At 74.3% G+C, this 17,929-nt stretch carries 12 protein-coding genes; 4 read left to right on the forward strand and 8 right to left on the reverse strand.

The window, feature by feature from the left end; genetic code table 11:
- Nucleotides 1-74: 74 nt before the first annotated feature.
- Together ACQPYE_RS37165 and ACQPYE_RS37170 are read right to left on the reverse strand one after the other, a co-directional pair.
- Nucleotides 75-884: an inositol monophosphatase family protein gene (locus ACQPYE_RS37165; protein WP_498717792.1), complete on the reverse strand. Its 810-nt coding sequence runs from the start codon at nucleotides 882-884 to the stop codon at nucleotides 75-77.
- A gap of 55 nt (nucleotides 885-939) precedes the next feature.
- Entirely contained in the window at nucleotides 940-1,929 is a 990-nt protein-coding gene (locus tag ACQPYE_RS37170) for a malate dehydrogenase (protein ID WP_498717793.1), read from the reverse strand.
- Nucleotides 1,930-2,084: 155 nt separating this feature from the next.
- On the opposite strand from ACQPYE_RS37170, the gene ACQPYE_RS37175 reads away from it, so the two are divergent.
- Nucleotides 2,085-2,672, forward strand: coding sequence for a pentapeptide repeat-containing protein (locus ACQPYE_RS37175; RefSeq protein ID WP_498717794.1), 588 nt, complete (start codon nucleotides 2,085-2,087; stop codon nucleotides 2,670-2,672).
- Here ACQPYE_RS37175 and ACQPYE_RS37180 read toward each other — a convergent pair.
- From ACQPYE_RS37180 to ACQPYE_RS37205, 6 genes are all read right to left on the reverse strand, one after another.
- Entirely contained in the window at nucleotides 2,669-5,545 is a 2,877-nt protein-coding gene (locus ACQPYE_RS37180) for a TNT domain-containing protein (RefSeq protein WP_498717795.1), read from the reverse strand. The two genes, ACQPYE_RS37175 and ACQPYE_RS37180, sit on opposite strands and share 4 nt — an antisense overlap.
- Before the next feature lie 83 nt (nucleotides 5,546-5,628).
- Nucleotides 5,629-7,131 carry a TNT domain-containing protein gene (locus tag ACQPYE_RS37185; RefSeq protein WP_498717796.1) on the reverse strand — a complete coding sequence of 501 codons (1,503 nt, stop codon included), beginning with the start codon at nucleotides 7,129-7,131 and terminating at the stop codon, nucleotides 5,629-5,631.
- A complete protein-coding gene (locus ACQPYE_RS37190) occupies nucleotides 7,128-7,604 on the reverse strand; it encodes a hypothetical protein (protein WP_498717797.1) in 477 nt (158 codons plus the stop codon). The genes ACQPYE_RS37185 and ACQPYE_RS37190 overlap by 4 nt, the downstream gene beginning before the upstream one ends.
- Nucleotides 7,567-13,992 carry a WXG100-like domain-containing protein gene (locus ACQPYE_RS37195; protein ID WP_498717798.1) on the reverse strand — a complete coding sequence of 2,142 codons (6,426 nt, stop codon included), beginning with the start codon at nucleotides 13,990-13,992 and terminating at the stop codon, nucleotides 7,567-7,569. Before ACQPYE_RS37195 ends, ACQPYE_RS37190 begins: the two co-directional genes overlap by 38 nt.
- An 11-nt stretch (nucleotides 13,993-14,003) precedes the next feature.
- Nucleotides 14,004-14,315 carry a WXG100 family type VII secretion target gene (locus tag ACQPYE_RS37200; protein ID WP_498717799.1) on the reverse strand — a complete coding sequence of 104 codons (312 nt, stop codon included), beginning with the start codon at nucleotides 14,313-14,315 and terminating at the stop codon, nucleotides 14,004-14,006.
- Nucleotides 14,312-14,815, reverse strand: a complete 504-nt coding sequence (locus tag ACQPYE_RS37205; RefSeq protein ID WP_498717800.1) for a YbaB/EbfC family nucleoid-associated protein — start codon at nucleotides 14,813-14,815, stop codon at nucleotides 14,312-14,314. The genes ACQPYE_RS37200 and ACQPYE_RS37205 overlap by 4 nt, the downstream gene beginning before the upstream one ends.
- A 109-nt stretch (nucleotides 14,816-14,924) precedes the next feature.
- Here ACQPYE_RS37205 and ACQPYE_RS37210 point away from each other — a divergent pair, with 109 nt between their 5' ends.
- From ACQPYE_RS37210 to ACQPYE_RS37220, 3 genes are read left to right on the forward strand one after another with little or no spacing between them, the layout of a single operon-like run.
- Nucleotides 14,925-16,133: an MFS transporter gene (locus tag ACQPYE_RS37210; protein ID WP_498717801.1), complete on the forward strand. Its 1,209-nt coding sequence runs from the start codon at nucleotides 14,925-14,927 to the stop codon at nucleotides 16,131-16,133.
- Nucleotides 16,126-17,055, forward strand: a complete 930-nt coding sequence (locus tag ACQPYE_RS37215) for a DMT family transporter (RefSeq protein ID WP_498717802.1) — start codon at nucleotides 16,126-16,128, stop codon at nucleotides 17,053-17,055. The genes ACQPYE_RS37210 and ACQPYE_RS37215 overlap by 8 nt, the downstream gene beginning before the upstream one ends.
- A gap of 16 nt (nucleotides 17,056-17,071) precedes the next feature.
- Entirely contained in the window at nucleotides 17,072-17,920 is an 849-nt protein-coding gene (locus ACQPYE_RS37220) for a bifunctional methylenetetrahydrofolate dehydrogenase/methenyltetrahydrofolate cyclohydrolase (RefSeq protein WP_498717803.1), read from the forward strand.
- The last annotated feature ends 9 nt before the right edge of the window (nucleotides 17,921-17,929 follow it).

Below are 17,929 nucleotides of genomic sequence, written 5' to 3' on the forward strand. Positions count from 1 at the left end.
GCGCGGCGAGCCGGGCAAGCGCTTGCGGGCGGCTCGGGTACCGGGATGAGCGAAACGGCAACCTGGGAACGGTGTCAGCCCAGGATGGTGGTGATCAGGTCGTCGGCGAGGGCGGGCGTGGCGGCGGCGATGCCCGACCAGCGGCGGGACAGGTCGAGGTCGAAGGTCAGCGGCCGGCCGCGCAGGTCGAGCAGCGCTCCCCCGGCGGCGGGCACCGTGACGAGGGCGGCGATCAGGTCCATCAGGCGGTGGGTGTCCGAGCCGGGGTCGGCGAACGCGTCCACCGCGCCCTCGGCGACCAGGACCGCTTCCAGGCACGTGGTGGCGAGGATGCGGATGCGCTCCGCCTGGGTCGCCACGCGCATCCAGGCGTCCTCGCTGCCCCGCTTCGGCCGCATCATGCACATCGAGGCGCCCTTGAGGGTCGTGCGGCCGGTGGTGCGGTAGGGCGTGGGCCTGCCCGCGTGCGCCGACCAGGCCCGGCCGGTGTCGAACCAGACGGTGAGCGCCTCGACCGGCTGGTCGTCGAGCACCAGGGCGCCCGCGAAGCAGGACAGCGGCACGCCCATGGCGGCGTTCGCGGAACCGTCCACCGGGTCGACCACCAGGGTGGCGGCGGAACCGTTGTCGATGAACCCGGCCTCTTCGGACAGCAGGTTCGCGCCCGCCTCGGCGGCGGCTTCGGCGATCGCGGCCTCCACGATCGCGTCCACCCGCATCGTGGGCGTGCCGTCCGCGCCGTCGGCGACCTCCTCGCGCAGTTGCACGCGGGTGAAGTCGCGGCGCGCGCCGGCGTAGGCGGCCGAGGCGGCGAACGCGGTGGCGGCGAGCGCCGGGTGCACGTCGGCGGGCAGGTTCGGGCTGGGCACTGGCCACTGGGTCATGCACCGAACATGCCACGGGAGGGCCACCGGCGGCGGCCCTCCCGCGGGGTTCGACTCAGATCAGGCCCAGGGCCTTGACCGCGTCGCGCTCCTCGACCAGCTCGGCCACGGAGGCGTCGATGCGGGCGCGGGAGAAGTCGTCGATCTCCAGGCCCTGCACGATCGAGTACTTCCCGTCGGTCACCGTGACGGGGAACGACGAGATCAGGCCCTCCGGCACGCCGTAGGAGCCGTCCGACGGGACCGCCATCGACACCCAGTCGCCCTCGGCCGTGCCGTTGACCCAGTCGTGGACGTGGTCGATGGCCGCGTTCGCCGCGGACGCCGCCGAGGACGCGCCGCGCGCCTCGATGATCGCCGCGCCGCGCTTGGCGACGGTCGGGATGAACTCGTTCTCCAGCCAGGCCTGGTCGTTCACGGCCTCGGCCGCGACCCGACCGCCGACCTCGGCGTGGAACAGGTCCGGGTACTGGGTGGCCGAGTGGTTGCCCCAGATGGTGAGCTTCTTGATGTCGGTGACCGACACCCCGAGCTTCTTCGCCAGCTGCGACAGCGCCCGGTTGTGGTCCAGGCGGGTCATCGCGGTGAACCGCTCGGCGGGCACGTCGGGCGCGTGCTGCTGGGCGATCAGGGCGTTGGTGTTGGCCGGGTTGCCGACGACCAGCACGCGCACGTCGTCCGCCGCGCCCGCGTTGATCGCCTCGCCCTGCGGCTTGAAGATGCCGCCGTTGGCCTCCAGCAGGTCGCCGCGCTCCATGCCCTTCGTGCGCGGGCGGGCGCCGACGAGGAGCGCCACGTTGACGCCGTCGAAGGCGGTCTTGGCGTCGTCGGTGATGTCGATGCCGGACAGCAGCGGGAACGCGCAGTCGTCCAACTCCATCGCGGTGCCCTCGGCGGCCTTGACGGCCTGCGGGATCTCCAGCAGGCGCAGGCGGACGGGGACGTCGGGACCCAGGAGGTGGCCGGAGGCGATGCGGAACAGCAGTGCGTAGCCGATCTGGCCGGCCGCACCGGTGACGGTGACGTTCACGGGCGTGCGGGTCATGTGCCTTCCCGAATGTTGTGGCTTCAGTCCTCGGGCACGACCACTAGGCAGGCTGACGACCTGTCAGCGGCGGTCTCTACTCCGGGACCGCGCACCGGGCGGGTTGCCCGGCAGGTCGGAGGTTACCAACTGGGCGACGGTGGCAAGGTGTGACAGTGGACATCATCGGCGAGGACTACTCCGACGCGGTCTTGTACGGGCAGGAGTGGGAAGGCAGGTCGTTCGTCCGGTGCGACTTCGCCGAAGCCGACCTGCGCGGGCTGGCGACGTCGGGGTGCACGTTCACCGACTGCACGTTCGACCGGACCGACCTGGGCGGGTCCACGCACAAGGCGACCGCGTTCCGCTCCTGCCGGTTCACCGGGGCCGTGCTGGGTTCCGCCGGGTTCACGTCGTGCTCGTGGCTCGGGTCGGTGTTCGTGGACTGCGCGCTGCGGCCGATCACGGTGATCGAGACGGATCTCACGCTCGTCGGCCTGTCCGGAGCCGTGCTGCGGAAGGCGTCGCTGCGCGGTCTGCGGCTGCGGGAGGCCAACCTCCAGGACGCCGACCTGCGCGACGCGGACCTGCGCGACGCCGACCTGACCGGCGCGCGGCTGCGCGGGTGCCGGTTGGAGGGCGCGGACCTGCGCGGCGCGCGGCTGGACGCCGACGGGCTGGTCCAGGCCACCCTGCGCGGTGCGCGGGTGGACCTGGACACGGCCGTCGCCTTCGCCGCGGCGCACGGCTTGCGCGTCGGCTAGTGGCCCGGGGCCTCCTGGCCCGCGACCTCGACCAGCAGGCCGTCGGCGACCATGTCGTCGATCGTCTTCGGCATCAGGTAGGCCGTGCCGCCGCCGGGCTGCTCGAACCACGGCACGGCCACGCCGGTCAGCACCTCGACCGGTCGGCGCAGCCGGTACACGTGGTACGGGCGGTTGATCCACGACGGCACCAGCGAGCGCTGCGCGAACGGGGTGCCCGCCGCGTAGACGAGGTTGCCCTCGCCCTCGCCGAAGCGGTCCACCTCCACGCCGGCGGGCAGCTCGACCATCGTCTTGTGCCGGAACAGGGTCAGCGGCGGCTCGCCGTTCATCGGGTTGATCGGCCACGACCGCTGGGGCTTGGGCTCCTGCGTGGACGTCGTGGCGCCCGAGGGCTGCGGCGAGCCCTGCTGCGCCTGGACCGGGGCGGGCGGCTCGACCGGCGGGCGTTGCGGCGGCGCGGGACGGCGCGGCTCCTCGCGGAAGCCGTTGTTCATCGGCGGGCGGGGGCGCTGCGGCGGCGGGGGCGGCGGCAGCGGGCGCGACGGGCGGCGGCTGGTGAGCACCAGCTTGCCGGTCAGGTACGCGGCGGCGTCCTCCAGCCGGTCGAAGCGGACCGGGTTGGTGGGCCCGTGGTCGAACCACGACACCTCCCAGTCCGGGCCCTCGGTGCGCAGCAGCCAGGCGCGGTCGGCGGGCTCGCCGAACCGGTAGGCGGCGGGCGGCACGTCGAGCTCGTCCAGCGCCCGTCGGATGCCCGAGAGCTCGCGCTCCTCCTCCGGGGTGACCTGGCGCGGCTCGACCGGTGGCGGCTGGACCGGCGGTGGCGGCGGAGGCGGCGTCAGGCTCGGCACGGGCGCGGGGGCCGGGGTCACGTCGTCGAACGGCTGCACGGGCTCGGCGAACCGGGTCGCCTGGTCCGCGAACGGCGGCGGGACCTGTTCCACGAACTGCGGCTGGCCGGCCGGTTCGACGTGGGCGTCGCGCTCGGCGTGGTCCCGGTCGGCGTGGGCGTCGCGGTGGTCCCGGTCGTCGCGGTGGTCCCGGTCGTCGCGGTGGTCCCGGTCGTCGCGGTGGTCCCGGTCGTCGCGGTGGTCCCGGTCGTCGCGGTGGTCGTGATCGTCGTGGTGGTCGTGATCGTCGTGGTGGTCGTGGTCGGCGAAGTGGGACTCGGGCTCGTCGCGCCGGTCGTCGTGCCGTTCGTCGTGCCGGTCGTCGGCCTGCGCGGCGAACAGCGGCTCGTCCGGTTCGGTGAACGCCTGCTCGGCGGGCTCCTCGAACCGGGACTCGACGCGGTCGGCGAAGGCAGGCTCCTCGACGTGCTCCGGCGTGTAGAGGCGGGCCTGGTCGACCTCGAACTCGGCGGTGACCTCGGCCTCGTCGGCGGCTTCGTCGGCGTCGGCGGAGTGGCGCGCGTCGAGCTCGGGCGCCTGTTCCTCGGCCGGTCGAGGCTCGTGCACGGCCTGCTCGTGCGGTTGCTGCTCGTAGACCGGCTCGTGCGAGGGCTGGTCGTACGCGGGCTGGTGCGAGGGCTGGTCGTGCGGCGGCAGGTCGTGGGGTGACTGGTCGTGCGGCGCGTGGTCGTGCGCGGGCTCGTCGGCGACCGCCTCGGCCTCGGTGGTCCCCTCGGCGCGCCCGGTCTCCGGCTCCTCGTCGGTGAACGGGTTCCAGGTCTGGGTGTCGTTGAGCTCGCGCCGGTCGTCGGCCGCCTCACGCTCGTAGACCTCGGGCGCGAACAGGTCCATCCCGTCCACGTAGGACTCGCGCCGGTACCGGTCGTCGATCACCGGGCCGTCCTCGTCGAACCGCACCCGGTACGGCGGGCCCTCCTGGGCGTACTCGATCACGTCCGGCTTCAGCTCGGTCAGGTTCGCGGTCTCCTCGACGTCCGCCCGACCGGCCGCTCCCCCGGCGGGCCGCGGCTCGTCGGCCGGCAGCTCGGGCAGCGGCGCGGCGACCGTCGCGCCCACCTCGGCGGGCGGCTCGACCGGCGCGGGCGCGGGGTCGGCCACCGGCACCCCGGCGCCCTGCGGCGCGGCGGGCGCGCCCAGGTTCGCGGCGGCGGCGACCCGCGCCTCCTCGGTCACCTCGGGCAGCACGAAGTCCAGCGCCTTGGCCCGCTCGACCAGCTCCGGCTCCGGCGGCACGCCGTAGGCGCGCAGGTAGTAGCCGACCGCGGCGGGCCAGATCCAGTGCCCGTCGGTCTGGAACGCCACCGGCACCACCGACGGCGCGTCCGGGTTGAGCACGTCCGCGTCGAAACCGCGCCCGATCACCGCGACGGGCGCCCGGTCCAGGTAGCTCAGCAGCAGGTCGTGGTCGGTCTCGGCGACCGGCGGCCGGTTCACCGAGGGCCGACCGCCGGGACCGGCGCCGTCGAACACCCTGGCCGTGCGGAACGCGCGCGGCGGCGGTTGGTCGGCGGGTGGCGGCGGGGGCGGCGCCTGCTGGAGCCGTCGGCGCAGCCAGTCCGGCACGTTGTCGTCGGTGCGCGGGAAGAACCGCATCTCGTCCAGGTACGCCTGCGGCGGCGGTGGCGTGGTCCAGGACGGCTCGGCGCGGTCGAAGTCGAGGTTGTAGCTGGACGGGTGGTCCAGCTGGTAGCGGGCGTTGGACCAGCTGCCCCGGCCGTCGCGGTACATGCCCGCGCGCAGCCTGGAGAACAGCCCGGCCACTTCCTGGGGCGGTGACCAGGCACGCAGGGCGCCGTCGGCGGTGCGCACCTCGGCGGCCAGCTCGAAGTACCGGCCGGTCGCGCGGTACTCCGCGGTCACGTGCCGCCACTCCTCGGGCGCGGCCCGCATCAGCGTCAGGCCGATCTGCTTGACCAGCGCATCCTGCTCGGTCGGGTTCAGCGGCTTCAGCTCGGACACGTGCAACATCTTCCCCCGCGACTCCCCGTGCCCGCACGGCCCCCCGCTGAGCCGAACGGGGTAATGACGCCGCGCGACCGTGCCTAGACGCCCGGTTGCGACTGCTGGACCGCTGGTGGCGGCACCTCGACCAGGCTCCCGTCGGCCAGCAGATCACGCACGGAACTCGCCAGGAAGAAGCCCGTGCCGCCGCCGACCTGCCCGAACCACGGCACCGCGACGCCCTTCAGGGCCGGCACCGGCTTCTGCACCCGGTACACGTGGTAGCGGCGGTTCAGCCAATCCGGTGGCAACGACCGGTGGGCGAACATGGTCCCGGCCGTGTAGACGAGGTTGCCGGGCTCGGCCCCGAACCGGTCGATCTCGACCCCGACGGGGATGACCACGTTCTCGCGGTCGCGGAACAGCGACAACGGCGGCTCGTCGGGCATCGGCTGGATGTCCGCGACCGGCAGCACCAACGCGCTCGTGTCCGCCGCCGCGCTCGTGCGGTCCGGGTCGGCCCGCCACAGCAGCTCGGCCAGCAGCACCTTCGCCGCGTCCACCGCGTGCTCGTACACGCGCGGCCGACCGTGCGGCCCGCGGCTGGCGTCCCAGAACTGGACCTGCCAGCCGGCCGGGCCGGGCGCGGGCTCGACGACCAGGGCGTCGGGCTTCGGCTCGACGATCCCGTACTCGGACTCCGCCACCCCGTAGTGGTCCAGCAGCTCCTTCAGGCGGTCGAGCGCGCGCTGGTCGACCTCGGTGATCACGCGCGGCTCGTGCTCGGGCAGCGGCGCGCCCTCGGCCTGCCCGGTGGCGACGGCGGCGGCTGCCCGCTCGGCCTCGGCGGTGACCGGCGGCACGGTGTAGCCGTTGTCGCGGATGTGCCGCACGAGCTGCGGCACCGGCGGCACGTGGTGGTTGCGCAGGTAGTACCCCACCCCGCCGGGCCACACCCACGTGCCGTCGGTGTGGAAGGACAGCGGCACGGACGGCGTCGCGTCCGGCTTGAGCGCGTCCGGGCCGTAGGAGCGCGCGGCCAGCACGACCGGCGCGTTCTCCAGGTAGGCCAGGACGTCGTCCAGCTCCTGCGGGTGCACGGCCGGCCGGTCGTGCGCGGTCGGGTCCGGCCCGTCGAACAGCGGCGCGGCGATCACACCGCTCCCGGCCGGCCCGAGGCCCGCGCGGTCGCGCAGCCAGGCCGGGATCGCGGCGTCGTCGCGCGGGTAGAGCTCCAGCTCCTCGGCGTGGTGCTCCGGCGAGGGCGGTCGCGTCCAGTCCGGCTCGGCGTCCCGGTCGAACTCCGCCGAGTACGTGTCGGGGTGCACGAGGTGGAACTTCAGCGTGAACCACGTGCCGTGGCCCGGTCGCGCCATGCCGTCGCGCAGCTGCACGAAGAACGGCAGCGCCTCCGGCGGCAGCTCCCAGTCGAACGACGAGCCGTACATGGTCAGCCCGGAGACCTGCGTCTCCAGGTGGCGGCCCACCATCCGGAAGTCGACGAACAGCTGCTCCCAGTCACCGGGCAGGCGCTGCACCAGCAGGGTGGTGACGGAGCCGAGGATCGCGTTCTGGTCCTCGACGTCCAGCTGCGGTGCGGTCATGCGTTCTGCTCCTCGGTCGTCTCGCTCGCCTCGACCAGCTCGGCGCGCAGCCAGTCGGGGATGAAGGCCTCGTCGCGCGGGAAGACCCGCAGGTCGCGGGCGAAGTCCGCGGCGGGCACGGGCGGGTCGAACCGCGGGTCGTGGTCGAAGTTGTAGGTGATGTCGATGCGGACCGGCGCGTTCACCACGCAGCGCGCGGAGAACCACGTGCCGCGACCCGGCTGGTACAGCACCTGCCGCATCTCCTGGAACGCGGCGTTCAGCCCCTCCGGCGGCATCACCTCGGGGGTGGTGCGGTCGGGCAGGTAGACCTTCAGCGTCGCGTCCTGCACGGCCACGGTCATCCGCACCAGCAGGTCGATCCGCCGGAAGCCGTCCGGAGCAGCGTCCAGCAGCATGCCGCCGATGTGCTGGAGCAGCTCGTCGTGGCGCTGCTCAGAACTCGGCCGGCCAGAGGGCTGCGTTGTGCTCATTCGGGTAGCTCCTGACGTAGATCCCGGTCGTGCCGTCGGCGAGCGTCACACGCCACCGCGTCTGGTAGGTGTGCGGGTGGCGCTGCAACGGGTCGCGCAGGGCGAACGTGTCGATCATCTCGACCGTACCGCCGGACTTCATGAACTTCGCGCGGTCGCGCTCCATCCGGTGCCACGTCTCGGCGGTGACGAACGCCGGGCGCTCGTTGCCCTGGTTCTGGTCGCGCTGCTGGCTCGACTGGTTCGCCGCCTCGCCGGGACCGCCGGTCTCGTTGCCCTGGTGGTGCCCGCCGTCGGACAGCTTCTTGCCGTCCGCGTCGACCTCGCCGTGGTTGCCGACGTCGAGCTGGGCGCTCCCGTCGCGCCGGATCGCGCCACCGGACTTCAAGTCGGGCCGGCCGGTCGTCGCGACCGTCTCGCCGTCGCCGTTGGTGCGACCGCGCCACGCGTCGTTGTCGGCGACCAGCACCGCGTTGGGCAGCGGGTTGTTCAGGTCCGGGCTGAACGGCCGGAAGGTGTGCACGTGCGAGGCCGCGCCGCCGGGGTCGGTCTGGAACGTGCCGTAGCCCTGCTTCTTGTGGTCGTCCAGCACGAACCGGGTGTCCGGCGGCAGGTCGGCGCGGCCGGCGAACGGGTCGGCGTTGGAGAACGGCCTCGTCACCGCGGCGCGCTGCTCCGGCGTCCAGCCGCTGGTGTCGCCGCTGACGACGTCCACCGAGTAGACGTACCCGTCGTCGGTCCTGGTGCGTCGCATGGCGAGCTGGACCTCGCCGTTGGCGGGCGTCGGCCAGGTCCGGGTCGGGTGCTCGGCCTTGCCGAGGCCGTAGAAGCCGTCGGACGTCACCGCGGCGTGCGCCGGGGCCTGGGTGATCTCGGCGTTGACCCGGCTGCGCTGGCCCGAGTGGGTGTCCTCGAACACCACGTGGCCCGACTCGTCGGTGAGGAACCGGCCGCGGTGCTGGCCGTGCTCGTCGGTGACCACGTACTCGGTGCTCGCGTCGTGCACCTGGCCGGGCCGGCTGAACGGCTCGCCCTGCTTGAGGTCGGTGACCGGGGACTGCCTGGTCGTGGTCGGCTCGGTGCGCTCGACCGCGTGCTGCGGGTGCCCCTCGGCGTTGGTGGTGAACTCCTGGTGCAGGGGGCCGCGGTCGATGTTGTAGTTCGTGCCCTGCGAGGTGTGCTGGACCTCGGGGTTGCGGACGTCGGTGGACAGGTGGTCCGGCGCGGCCACCCACCTCGGCTTGCCGTCCGCGTCGGTCTGCACCGTGCCGCGGTACGTGCCGTCGGTGTCGTGGACCTCCATGCGCGTGTTCGGCGGGAGGTCGGTGCGCGCGGTGAACGCCTCGTCCGGTCCGGGCGACAGCGGGTGGTCGCGGTCGATCACCTGGCGGCCGTTGGCGGGCTCGGGGATCGGCTCGATGAGCACCGCGCGGTCGACCGTGACGGTTCGGTCGCCGATCTTGAAGGTGTCCTGGGTGGTCTGCCGGGTGCCGTCGGCGTTGGCCACGAACACGTCGTGCCGGTGGCCCAGCTCGACGCGGTAGTGGGCGTTCGGCGCGGGGTGCCGGACCTCGGGGTTGTCACCCAGCCGGGTGTTCGGGGCGATGGCGTCGACGTGGACGTTGCCGTCGGCGTCCACGTGCACGACGGTGCGGATGACCCCGTCCTCGCCCTGGACCGTGATCCGGGTGTCCCTCGGCAGGTCCTGGCCGCCCTGGAAGAGGGACTGGTCGTCACGCAGCCGGACGTGCTGCTCGTGCGAGGTCTCGGGGGCCGTCCACGGCTGCTGGACCTGCGGCTCGATGTCGAGCCGGCCGCGGTGCTCCTGGCCGTCGGTCGCGAGGTCGCCCCTGGGCTCGTGGCCGGGCGGCATGCCGTTCTCGCCGGCCGGCGCGTGCGTGCCGTCGGGCTCGAACGCGTGCCAGCTCCCGTCGGGCGGGAGCTTCGGGCCGGTGCCCGCCTCGTTGGGCGCGCTGGCGTAGACGTTGCCGTCCCGGTCGGACCAGGCCAGGTTGTCCGGCGCGACGACCTGCTGACCGGTCTCGCGGGCGACGTGCGCGGCCAGGCTGTTCTCGCCGCCCGTGCCCGCGTCGCAGCCGAGGAGCACGATCGGCCGGCCGGCGAGGTCCGGGTGGTTGTTGATCAGCTCGACCAGCTCGGCGCGGGTGTAGCGCGTGTCGCCGATGCGGACGCCGTCGCCGTCGGTGTGGATGTCGAGGACGACGTGGTTCTCGTTCGCGGGGATCCGGCTCGACAGGTCGCGCAGGCGGTCCTCGGTGTGCAGCGCGACGCCCGAGTCGGTGACCTGGCTGTTGCGGATCGCCTGGTCGACGCGCTGGGAGACCTCGCCGATCGGGATCGGGCCGTGGTGGGAGACCGGGCCCAGGTCGGGGTTCGGGGTGAGGTTGGCCGGCGGGTCGGACGGGGTGTGGTGGTCGAACGCGCCGTTCTGCGCGTCGGCCACGCTCACCGGGTCGGGCGTGCGGACGTTGCCGTCGGCGTCGAACGTGCCGAAGTCGGGCGGCAGCACGCGGCCGTCTGCCGGGGGCACGGCGACCTCGTGCAGGACGCCGAGGTCGATCAGGCGCTGGACGCTCATCTGGCCCGTGGACGGGTCGGCGAGGGTCGCGTCGAGGACCGGCTGGAGCTGGCGCGCGCCGCCGTTCTGGTCGAACGCGGGCGCCACCTGGGCCAGCTCGACGGTGAGCGGGGCGTCCAGGACGTAGACGTGGTAGCCCTTGCCGAGGCTGTCCGGCATGATCGCGCGCTCGCCGAACCCGTACGCCTGGCCGTCCGGGCGCAGCGGCGACAGGAAGTCGCCATTGGGGCTGCCGAACCGGTCGAGCACGGTGCCGGCGGGCAGTTCCACGACGACGCGCGGGCCGTCCGCGCCCTGGTTCGGCGGCCAGTCGATGCTGCCGTCGGGCTTGGAGTGGGCGTCGCGGAACGACTGGAAGTCGCCGTACGGGCCGTAGGGCTGGTAGGTCGGCTCGACGAGGGCGGCGGCGCGCTGGTCGTACGTGCCGACGGACTGGTCGGTGGGGCCGGTGCTCTCGTGGACGGGGACGTAGGGGCCGTCCTGGGAGAAGCCCGGGACGACGCCCGCGGGCTGGCCCCAGACGTTCTTCTGGGGGAACGGGTCCGTGCCGGTGCCGGCCGCGGTGTCGGGCTTGGCACTGGTCTCGGCGGGCCACTCGTGACCGGCCGCCGGGCTGTGCTCGTCGCCCGGCTCGCCGACCAGGTCGCTCGGCGTCCCGGTGTCGGTGCGGTCGGTGGCGGTGTCCGCGGTGTCGGGCGGTGCCGTCTCGGACCGCGTGGTGTCGGACGGCGTGGTGTCGGACGGCGTGGTGTCGGACGGCGTGGTGTCGGACGGCGTGGTGTCGGACGGCGTGGTCTCGGTGGGCGTGGTCTCGGTGGGCGTGCTGTCGACCGGGGCGCTGTCCGGCTTGGGCCCGTCGGTGGCCGGCTTGGATCCATCCGCGGTCGGCTTGGGCCCGTCCGCGGTCGGCGTCGGGCCGTCGCCGCCACGGGCGGCCGGAGCGGGGCCGTCGGTGCGGATCGGAGCCGTGGGCGGCGACGCGGCCGGACGGGCGGCGGGTTCGGGGGTGCGCGTCGGGGCCGAGGCCTCCGGCCGGGCAGGCGCGGCGTTTTGCGGACCGGCGGGTTGCGGACCGGCGGGCGCGGGGCCCCCGGGCTGCGGACCGAAGCCGCCCGGCTGCGGTCCGAACCCACCGGGCTGCGGCGAGGGCATCGAGGTCTGGGGCGGCGCGCTGGAAGCGGGGCCGCGCTGCTCGGGCATCGACACGGGGCCGGTGGCGGGCAACGACTGCACCGGCATCCCGGTCAGGGAACTGGCGGTGACGGCGTCGTTCCCGCGAGCGTGCTGATCGCGGCCGGGAGCAGGAGGAGCGGACGGTTCGGGGCTGAAGCCCTGCGCGGCAGGCGCGGCAGGTCCACGACCGCCAGGCGCACCACCTGCCGGAGGCGCGACCCCACCAGCCGCACCCGCCATCGGAGCACCACCCACGGGCCCGGTCCCGGCCGCAGGCGCAGCACCGGCAGGCGCGGCACCGGCAGGCGCGGCACCGTGCGCAGGCCCACCCGCAGTAGCGGGACCGGCCGGCGCGGGACCGGCCGTCGGCCCGCTCGTGGGCGCCGGCCCACCCAACGCCGAACCACCAGGCGTGGCCCCATGAGGCGTCGAACCACCGGGCACCGACCCGCCAGGCGTGCCACCACCAGGCACCGACCCACCCGGAGCGGCCCCACCAGGCGCAGCCCCGCCAAGCGGCACCCCACCGGCGATCACACCACCGGCAACGGGCCCGCCGGGCGCGGTTCCACCGGGCGCACCACCCGGCACCGGTCCGCCGGCAGCCGGACCACCGGGCAGCGACCCTCCAGGCGTGGCGCCACCGGGCGTCGGACCACCGGGAACCGTCCCGGGCGTCGGACCACCCGGCACCGAACCACCGGGCACCGCTCCACCAGGTGTGGCACCACCAGGCAGAGCACCACCGGGAACCGGCCCACCGGCGGTCCCACCACCGGGCAGCGCGCCGCCAGGCGTCGTACCCGGCACCGAGCCACCGAGCGTGGATCCACCAGGCGTCGCGCCACCAGGCGTCGGACTACCCAGCGCCGAACCACCGGGCGTGGGTCCACCGGGCGTCGCGCCACCAGGCGTCGCGCCACCAGGCGTCGGACTACCCAGCGCCGAACCACCGGGCGTGGGTCCACCGGGCGTCGCGCCACCAGGCGTCGGACCGCCCAACGGCGAACCACTCAGTGCCGAACCACCGGGCGTGGCACCGCCCGGCACACCGCTACCCGGTGCACCAATCCCCGGCGAACCGGCCGAGCCGGCCCCCGGCACACCCGCACCGGGCGTCGTCCCACCGAACGGAGAACCACCCGGCACAGCCCCACCCGCGGCGGGACCACCGGGTCGAAGACCGGGCGCGGCGGACGGACCCTGAGGCGTCGCGGCGGGAGCCGCGCTCAACCCGTTCGGCGGACCGCCGTTCGTGCCAGGCGTGAACGCCGGCCCACCAGCCGGCATCCGGGCAGCGGCAGCGCCCGGCGCCGAACCGGGAGCCGAACCCGGGGCCGGACCACCGGGCGCGCTGCTCGGGACCGGGCCGCCGGGAGCCGTCCCGAGCCGACTGCCGATGGAAGGTCCGGTCCCACCGCCACCGGGCGACGTCGGCACCGACGCGCCGCCGCGCCCACCGGGCGTCCCGGCCGGAGCACCGCCGAAGGCCGAAGGCGCCGGCGAACCACCTGACGAAGACCCGCCGGACTCCCCGCCGACCGAAGGCGGCGCGACGACCCTCGGCCCCGGTGCGGGCGGCGCGGCCACGGACGAAGCCGCGGTCGTCCCGGCGGGCGGCCGGTTCAAGCCGTCACGGCTCACCGGCGGCCCGCTCGGCGACCCTCCCGGAACACCACCGGGCGCACCTCCCGGCGCACCGCCGGGAAGGGCGCCGGGCACGGGTCCCAGGTTGGGCGGACCGCCGTCCGGTCCACCGGCGTTGATCCGTGGCGGCTCGACGGAGATCCCGTCCTTCGCCCCGCCGATCCCACCGGACACCGCACCGGCCGACGCGCCCATCAGCACGTCCCGCGCGGAGATGTCCTGCCCCATCACGGCCGCCGTGCCCACCGTGGACACCGCGCCCACGACCGCACCGCGCGTCGCGCCGGCCGCCACCTGCCCGGCCAGCCCGCCGCCCTCGAACTTCAGCCCACCCGCCACACCGCCGACCAGCCCGGACACCGCGCCCGAGACCGCCGCCTCGGTGGTCTTGCCCCAGTCCCACGACTCGCGGTCGCCGCGCGCCACCTGGATCCCCTGGATGGCCGCGTCGATGCCGACCGAGATCGCGACCTCCTTGAGGATCGCGATGATCAACTGGCGGAACGTGAACTGCACGATCAGCCGCGTCGCCTGCTGCGCGATCGGGATGCCCGCCGTCGTCGCGCCGAACGTGCCGAACGCCGCGGCGATCAGCGCGGCGATCTCGATCGCCAGCGCGATCAGCGACGCGATGATCGTCAGCTTGGTGTACTCCACCTCCAGCGCGGTGTTGTCGCAGCTCTGCGCCAGCTGCTCGCAGACCTTCTGCAGCTTCGGCAGGTAGGAGTCGTCGCCGTCGGAGAACTTCTTCCAGTACTCCTCGAACGCCTTGACGGCCGCGCCGGTCTGGCTCGCGTACACGCTGGACGCCGCGCCGTTGCCGTCGTCGATGACCGACTTCACGCCTTGCGCGGCCGTGCGGTAGGCGTCGGCCATCCGCCGAAGCGCCGTCTCGTCACCCTCCGGCCAACTCTGCCCGACCACGATCGGGAAGAGCCAGGTGACCTCGCCCGGGATCTCGATGCCCACCGCAGTGCCCCTCAGTAAGTCCGGGAGATCCCGGTCGCGTTGCCCTGGTCGGAACCCTCGTAGGCATCGGCGGTCTGCTCGACCCCCGTGCGGATGTCGGAAAGGGCCTTGGCGAGGTTGCCGAAGGCCTCCAACGTCGCTTGCGAATTCGGCACGTACTGCTTGGCGAACGCCTGCCCCGACTCGTCGCCGCCCCAGCACTGGCCCTCGGCCTGCAACGCCGAGTTCAACGCCTGCAGGACACCGCTGAGCGAGTCGCCCGCCGCACCGAACTGACCCGCGCCTCGGCGCAGGCCGGACACGCTGACATCGAACCCGCTCACCAGCCACTCCTGTCCATGAAGGTGTCGCCGTCGTCGTCGTCCGACCGGGGCGCGGGGCGACGCGGCTGCGTCGACGGCTGCGGCACGGCGGGCGGCTGGGGGATGAGGTCGGCCAGGGACGGCACGCCGGGCAGCATCTCCGACAAGTCGATGCTCGGACCGCCCTGCGCGGGCGCCAGCACCTCGTTCAGCTCGGTCCTGGCCTTGGCCACGGCCTGCTGCACCGTCTCGGCGGTGAGCCGGGCCAGCTTGTCCGGCGTGGTGCGCTCGAACGCGTTGGCGGAGAACTCCAGGGACGTCAACGCGCCGGCGGAGTCGACGGTGGCGCGCACCGAGCCGTCCTTGGACACCGCGGTCGCCGTGATCGCCATGGCCTGCGCCTGCGTCTCGCGCAGGTCGTCGGTCTTCTTCCGCAGCTCGGCGAGGAGCGTGTCGACCTGCTCGCGCATGGCCGCGTTCCGCGCCTCCAACTCGGCGCGTCGTCCTGTCGGATCGGTCACAGCGGTCCCCTCGTGAGCGCTCTCCAGAGGTGCTGACGCTAACCGAGGCCCGCGGGTTCCCGCGGATATTCGGCGGTGCGTTGTCGGTGCGGGCGGGCAGAGTGTCACCGTGCTCCGTCCGTACCGGGAACTCGCCGCGATACCCCACCTGCCGTGGCTGCTGGTGTGGTCGATGGTCGGCCGCATCCACCTGCCGGGCACGCCGTTGGCGGTGTCGTTCCTGATGGCCGGGTGGACCGGGTCGTACGCGGTGGCGGGCGTGGTCGGCGGGGCGTTGACGCTGGGCATGGGCGTGGCGGGTCCGCTGCGCGGGCGGGCGGCGGACCGGAGCCCGGCCGGGCGGTTGCTGCTGGTCACTTCGGTGGGCTACGGCGTCGGCATCGCGGTGCTGGGCGTGCTGCCGGCCGTCGCGCCCGGTGCGGCGTGGCCGTTGGCGGTGGTGGTGGCGTTCCTGACGGGGTTGTCCACGCCGCCGGTGACGGCGATGAGCCGGGCGAGCTTCCCCCGGCTGGCGACGGGGTCCGCGCAGTCGGCGGTGTTCACGGTCGAGGCGTCCATGCAGGAGGTCATGTACATCGTCGGCCCGGCGCTGGCGGCGACCGTGGTGGCGGTGTGGAACGCGCAGGTCGCGCTGTGGCTGTGCGGTGCGCTGGCGGTGCTCGGCGCGCTCGGCTTCGGCGGCGCGCTGCGGCGGGCGGGGCTGGACCGGCCGGTGGCGCGCGCGGCCGGGCGCGGTGGTCGGACGTTGCTGCGCGACGGTTCGCTGGCGCTGGCGTTGCTCACGGCGCTGTTCCTGGTGGCGTCGCTGGTGTCGATCGACATGGTGATCATCGCCTGGGCGCGTGACCTGGGCAGACCCGCGATGGCCGGTGTACTGACGGCGGTGTGGGGCGTCGGGTCGGTGGTCGGCGGGTTGATCGCGGGCGGGCTCGCCGGGCAGGCCCGGCTCACCCGGCGGATGCTGCTGATGGCACTGGGCATCGCGCCGCTGGTGCTGGTGCTGCCACCGGTGCTCGCCCCCTCGTCGGTGTGGTTGATCGGCGCGGTGCTGGCGGTGGGCGGCATGGCGATCGCGCCCGCCATCGCGGCCAACAACCAGCGGATCAGCGGGCTCGCGCCGGACGAGCGCAAGGCCGAGGCGTTCGGTTGGATGGGCACCTTCACCACGGCGGGCTCGGCATTGGCGCTGCCGGTGGCCGGGTCGTTGCTGGACCACTCCGGCCCCGCGGCGGCGGCCGGCGCGAGCACGGTGGCGGCGCTGATCGGGGCGTTGTTGGCGAGCCGGGTGCGCGAGCGGAAGGCGGTGCCGGTTGGGTGACCGGGTTCGGCTGGTCGGCGCGCTGCTCGCGTTCGTGGGCGGGGCGTTCCTGGCCGTCCAGGGGCGGTTGAACGGCGAGTTGGGGCACGTGTTCGGCGACGGGTTCCTGGCCGCGCTGGTGTCGTTCGGCGGCGGGCTCGCGTTGTTACTGCTCGGCGTGCCGACGACGGCGGCCGGGCGGGCCGGGCTTGGTCGGCTGTGGTCGTCGTTGCGGACCGGGCGGATCCGCTGGTGGCAGTGCCTCGGCGGGGCGTGCGGCGCGTTCTTCGTGGCCACGCAGGGTTTGACGGTCGCGGCGCTCGGCGTGGCGGTGTTCACCGTGGCGGCGGTGGGCGCGCAGGCGGTGAGCAGCCTGCTGGTGGACCGGGCCGGTGTCGGTCCGGCCGGACGGGTGGCGTTGACCGGGCCGCGCGTGGCCGGTGCGGCGCTGGCCGTGGTGGCGGTCGCGGTGGCCGTGTCGGACGAGGCCGGTGACCCGTCGGCGTTGTGGCTCGCGCTGCTGCCCGCGGTGGGCGGGTTCGGGCTCGGCTGGCAGCAGGCGGTGAACGGGCTGGTGCGCGAGGCGGCGCGGAGCACGCGCGTGACCACGTTGGTCAACTTCGGCACCGGGACGGCGGTGCTCCTCGTCGTGTGCGCGGTCGACGTGGCGATCCGCGGGCTCCCCGAGGCCGCGCCGAGCGAACCGTGGTTCTACGCGGGTGGCGCGCTCGGCGTCTGCACCATCGGCTCGGCCGTGCTCGCGGTGCGCCGGCTGGGCGTCCTGCTCGTCGGCCTGTGCCAGGTCGCCGGCCAGCTCGTCGGCGCGCTCGTGGTCGACCTCCTCGCTCCCGCCGCAGGTGAGCAGGTGTCCGTGCTCGCGTTCGTCGGCACGGCGTTGACGCTGCTCGCCGTGGTGGTCGCCGCGTTGCCCGGCCGGCGGTGATGAGAGGATGAGGCACGTGACTGCGACGATCCTCAACGGCAGGGCCACCCGGGACGCGATCTTCGAAGACCTGCGGGCGCGGGTCGGCGCGTTGCGCGAGCGGGGGGTGACGCCGGGGCTGGCCACCGTGCTGGTCGGTGACGACCCGGGCTCGCACTCGTACGTGCGGGGCAAGCACCTGGCGTGCGAGAAGGTCGGCATCACGTCGATCCGCCGCGACCTGCCCGCGGACACCACGCAGGCGCGGCTCGAAGAGGTGATCGACGAGCTGAACGCCGACCCGGCGTGCACCGCGTACATCGTGCAGCTGCCGCTGCCCGCGCACCTCGACCCCAACCCGATCCTGGCGCGCATCGACCCGCGCAAGGACGGCGACGGGCTGCACCCCGTCAACCTGGGCAAGCTCGTGCTCGGCGACGAGGCCCCGCTGCCCGCCACGCCGCGCGGTGTGGTGGAGCTGCTGCGCCGGTACGACGTGCCGCTGTCGGGCGCGAACGTCACCGTCGTCGGTCGCGGTGTGACGGTCGGGCGGCCCATCGGGCTGCTGCTGACCAGGCGTTCCGAGAACGCCACCGTGACGTTGTGCCACACCGGCACCAAGGACCTGGCCGCCGAGGTGCGGCGGGCGGACATCGTCGTCGCGGGCGCGGGCAGCCCCGGCCTGATCACGGCGGACATGGTGAAGCCCGGCGCGGCCGTGGTCGACGTCGGCATCACCCGCACCGAGACCGGGCTGGTGGGCGACGTGCACCCGTCCGTGGCCGAGGTGGCGGGTTTCCTCGCGCCGATCCCGGGTGGCGCGGGTCCGATGACCATTGCGATGCTGCTGACCAACACGGTCGAGGCAGCCGAGCGCACGGCCTGAGGCGGGGAA

The organism is Actinosynnema sp. CA-299493, assembly GCF_050946825.1.
GTDB lineage: Bacteria > Actinomycetota > Actinomycetes > Mycobacteriales > Pseudonocardiaceae > Actinosynnema.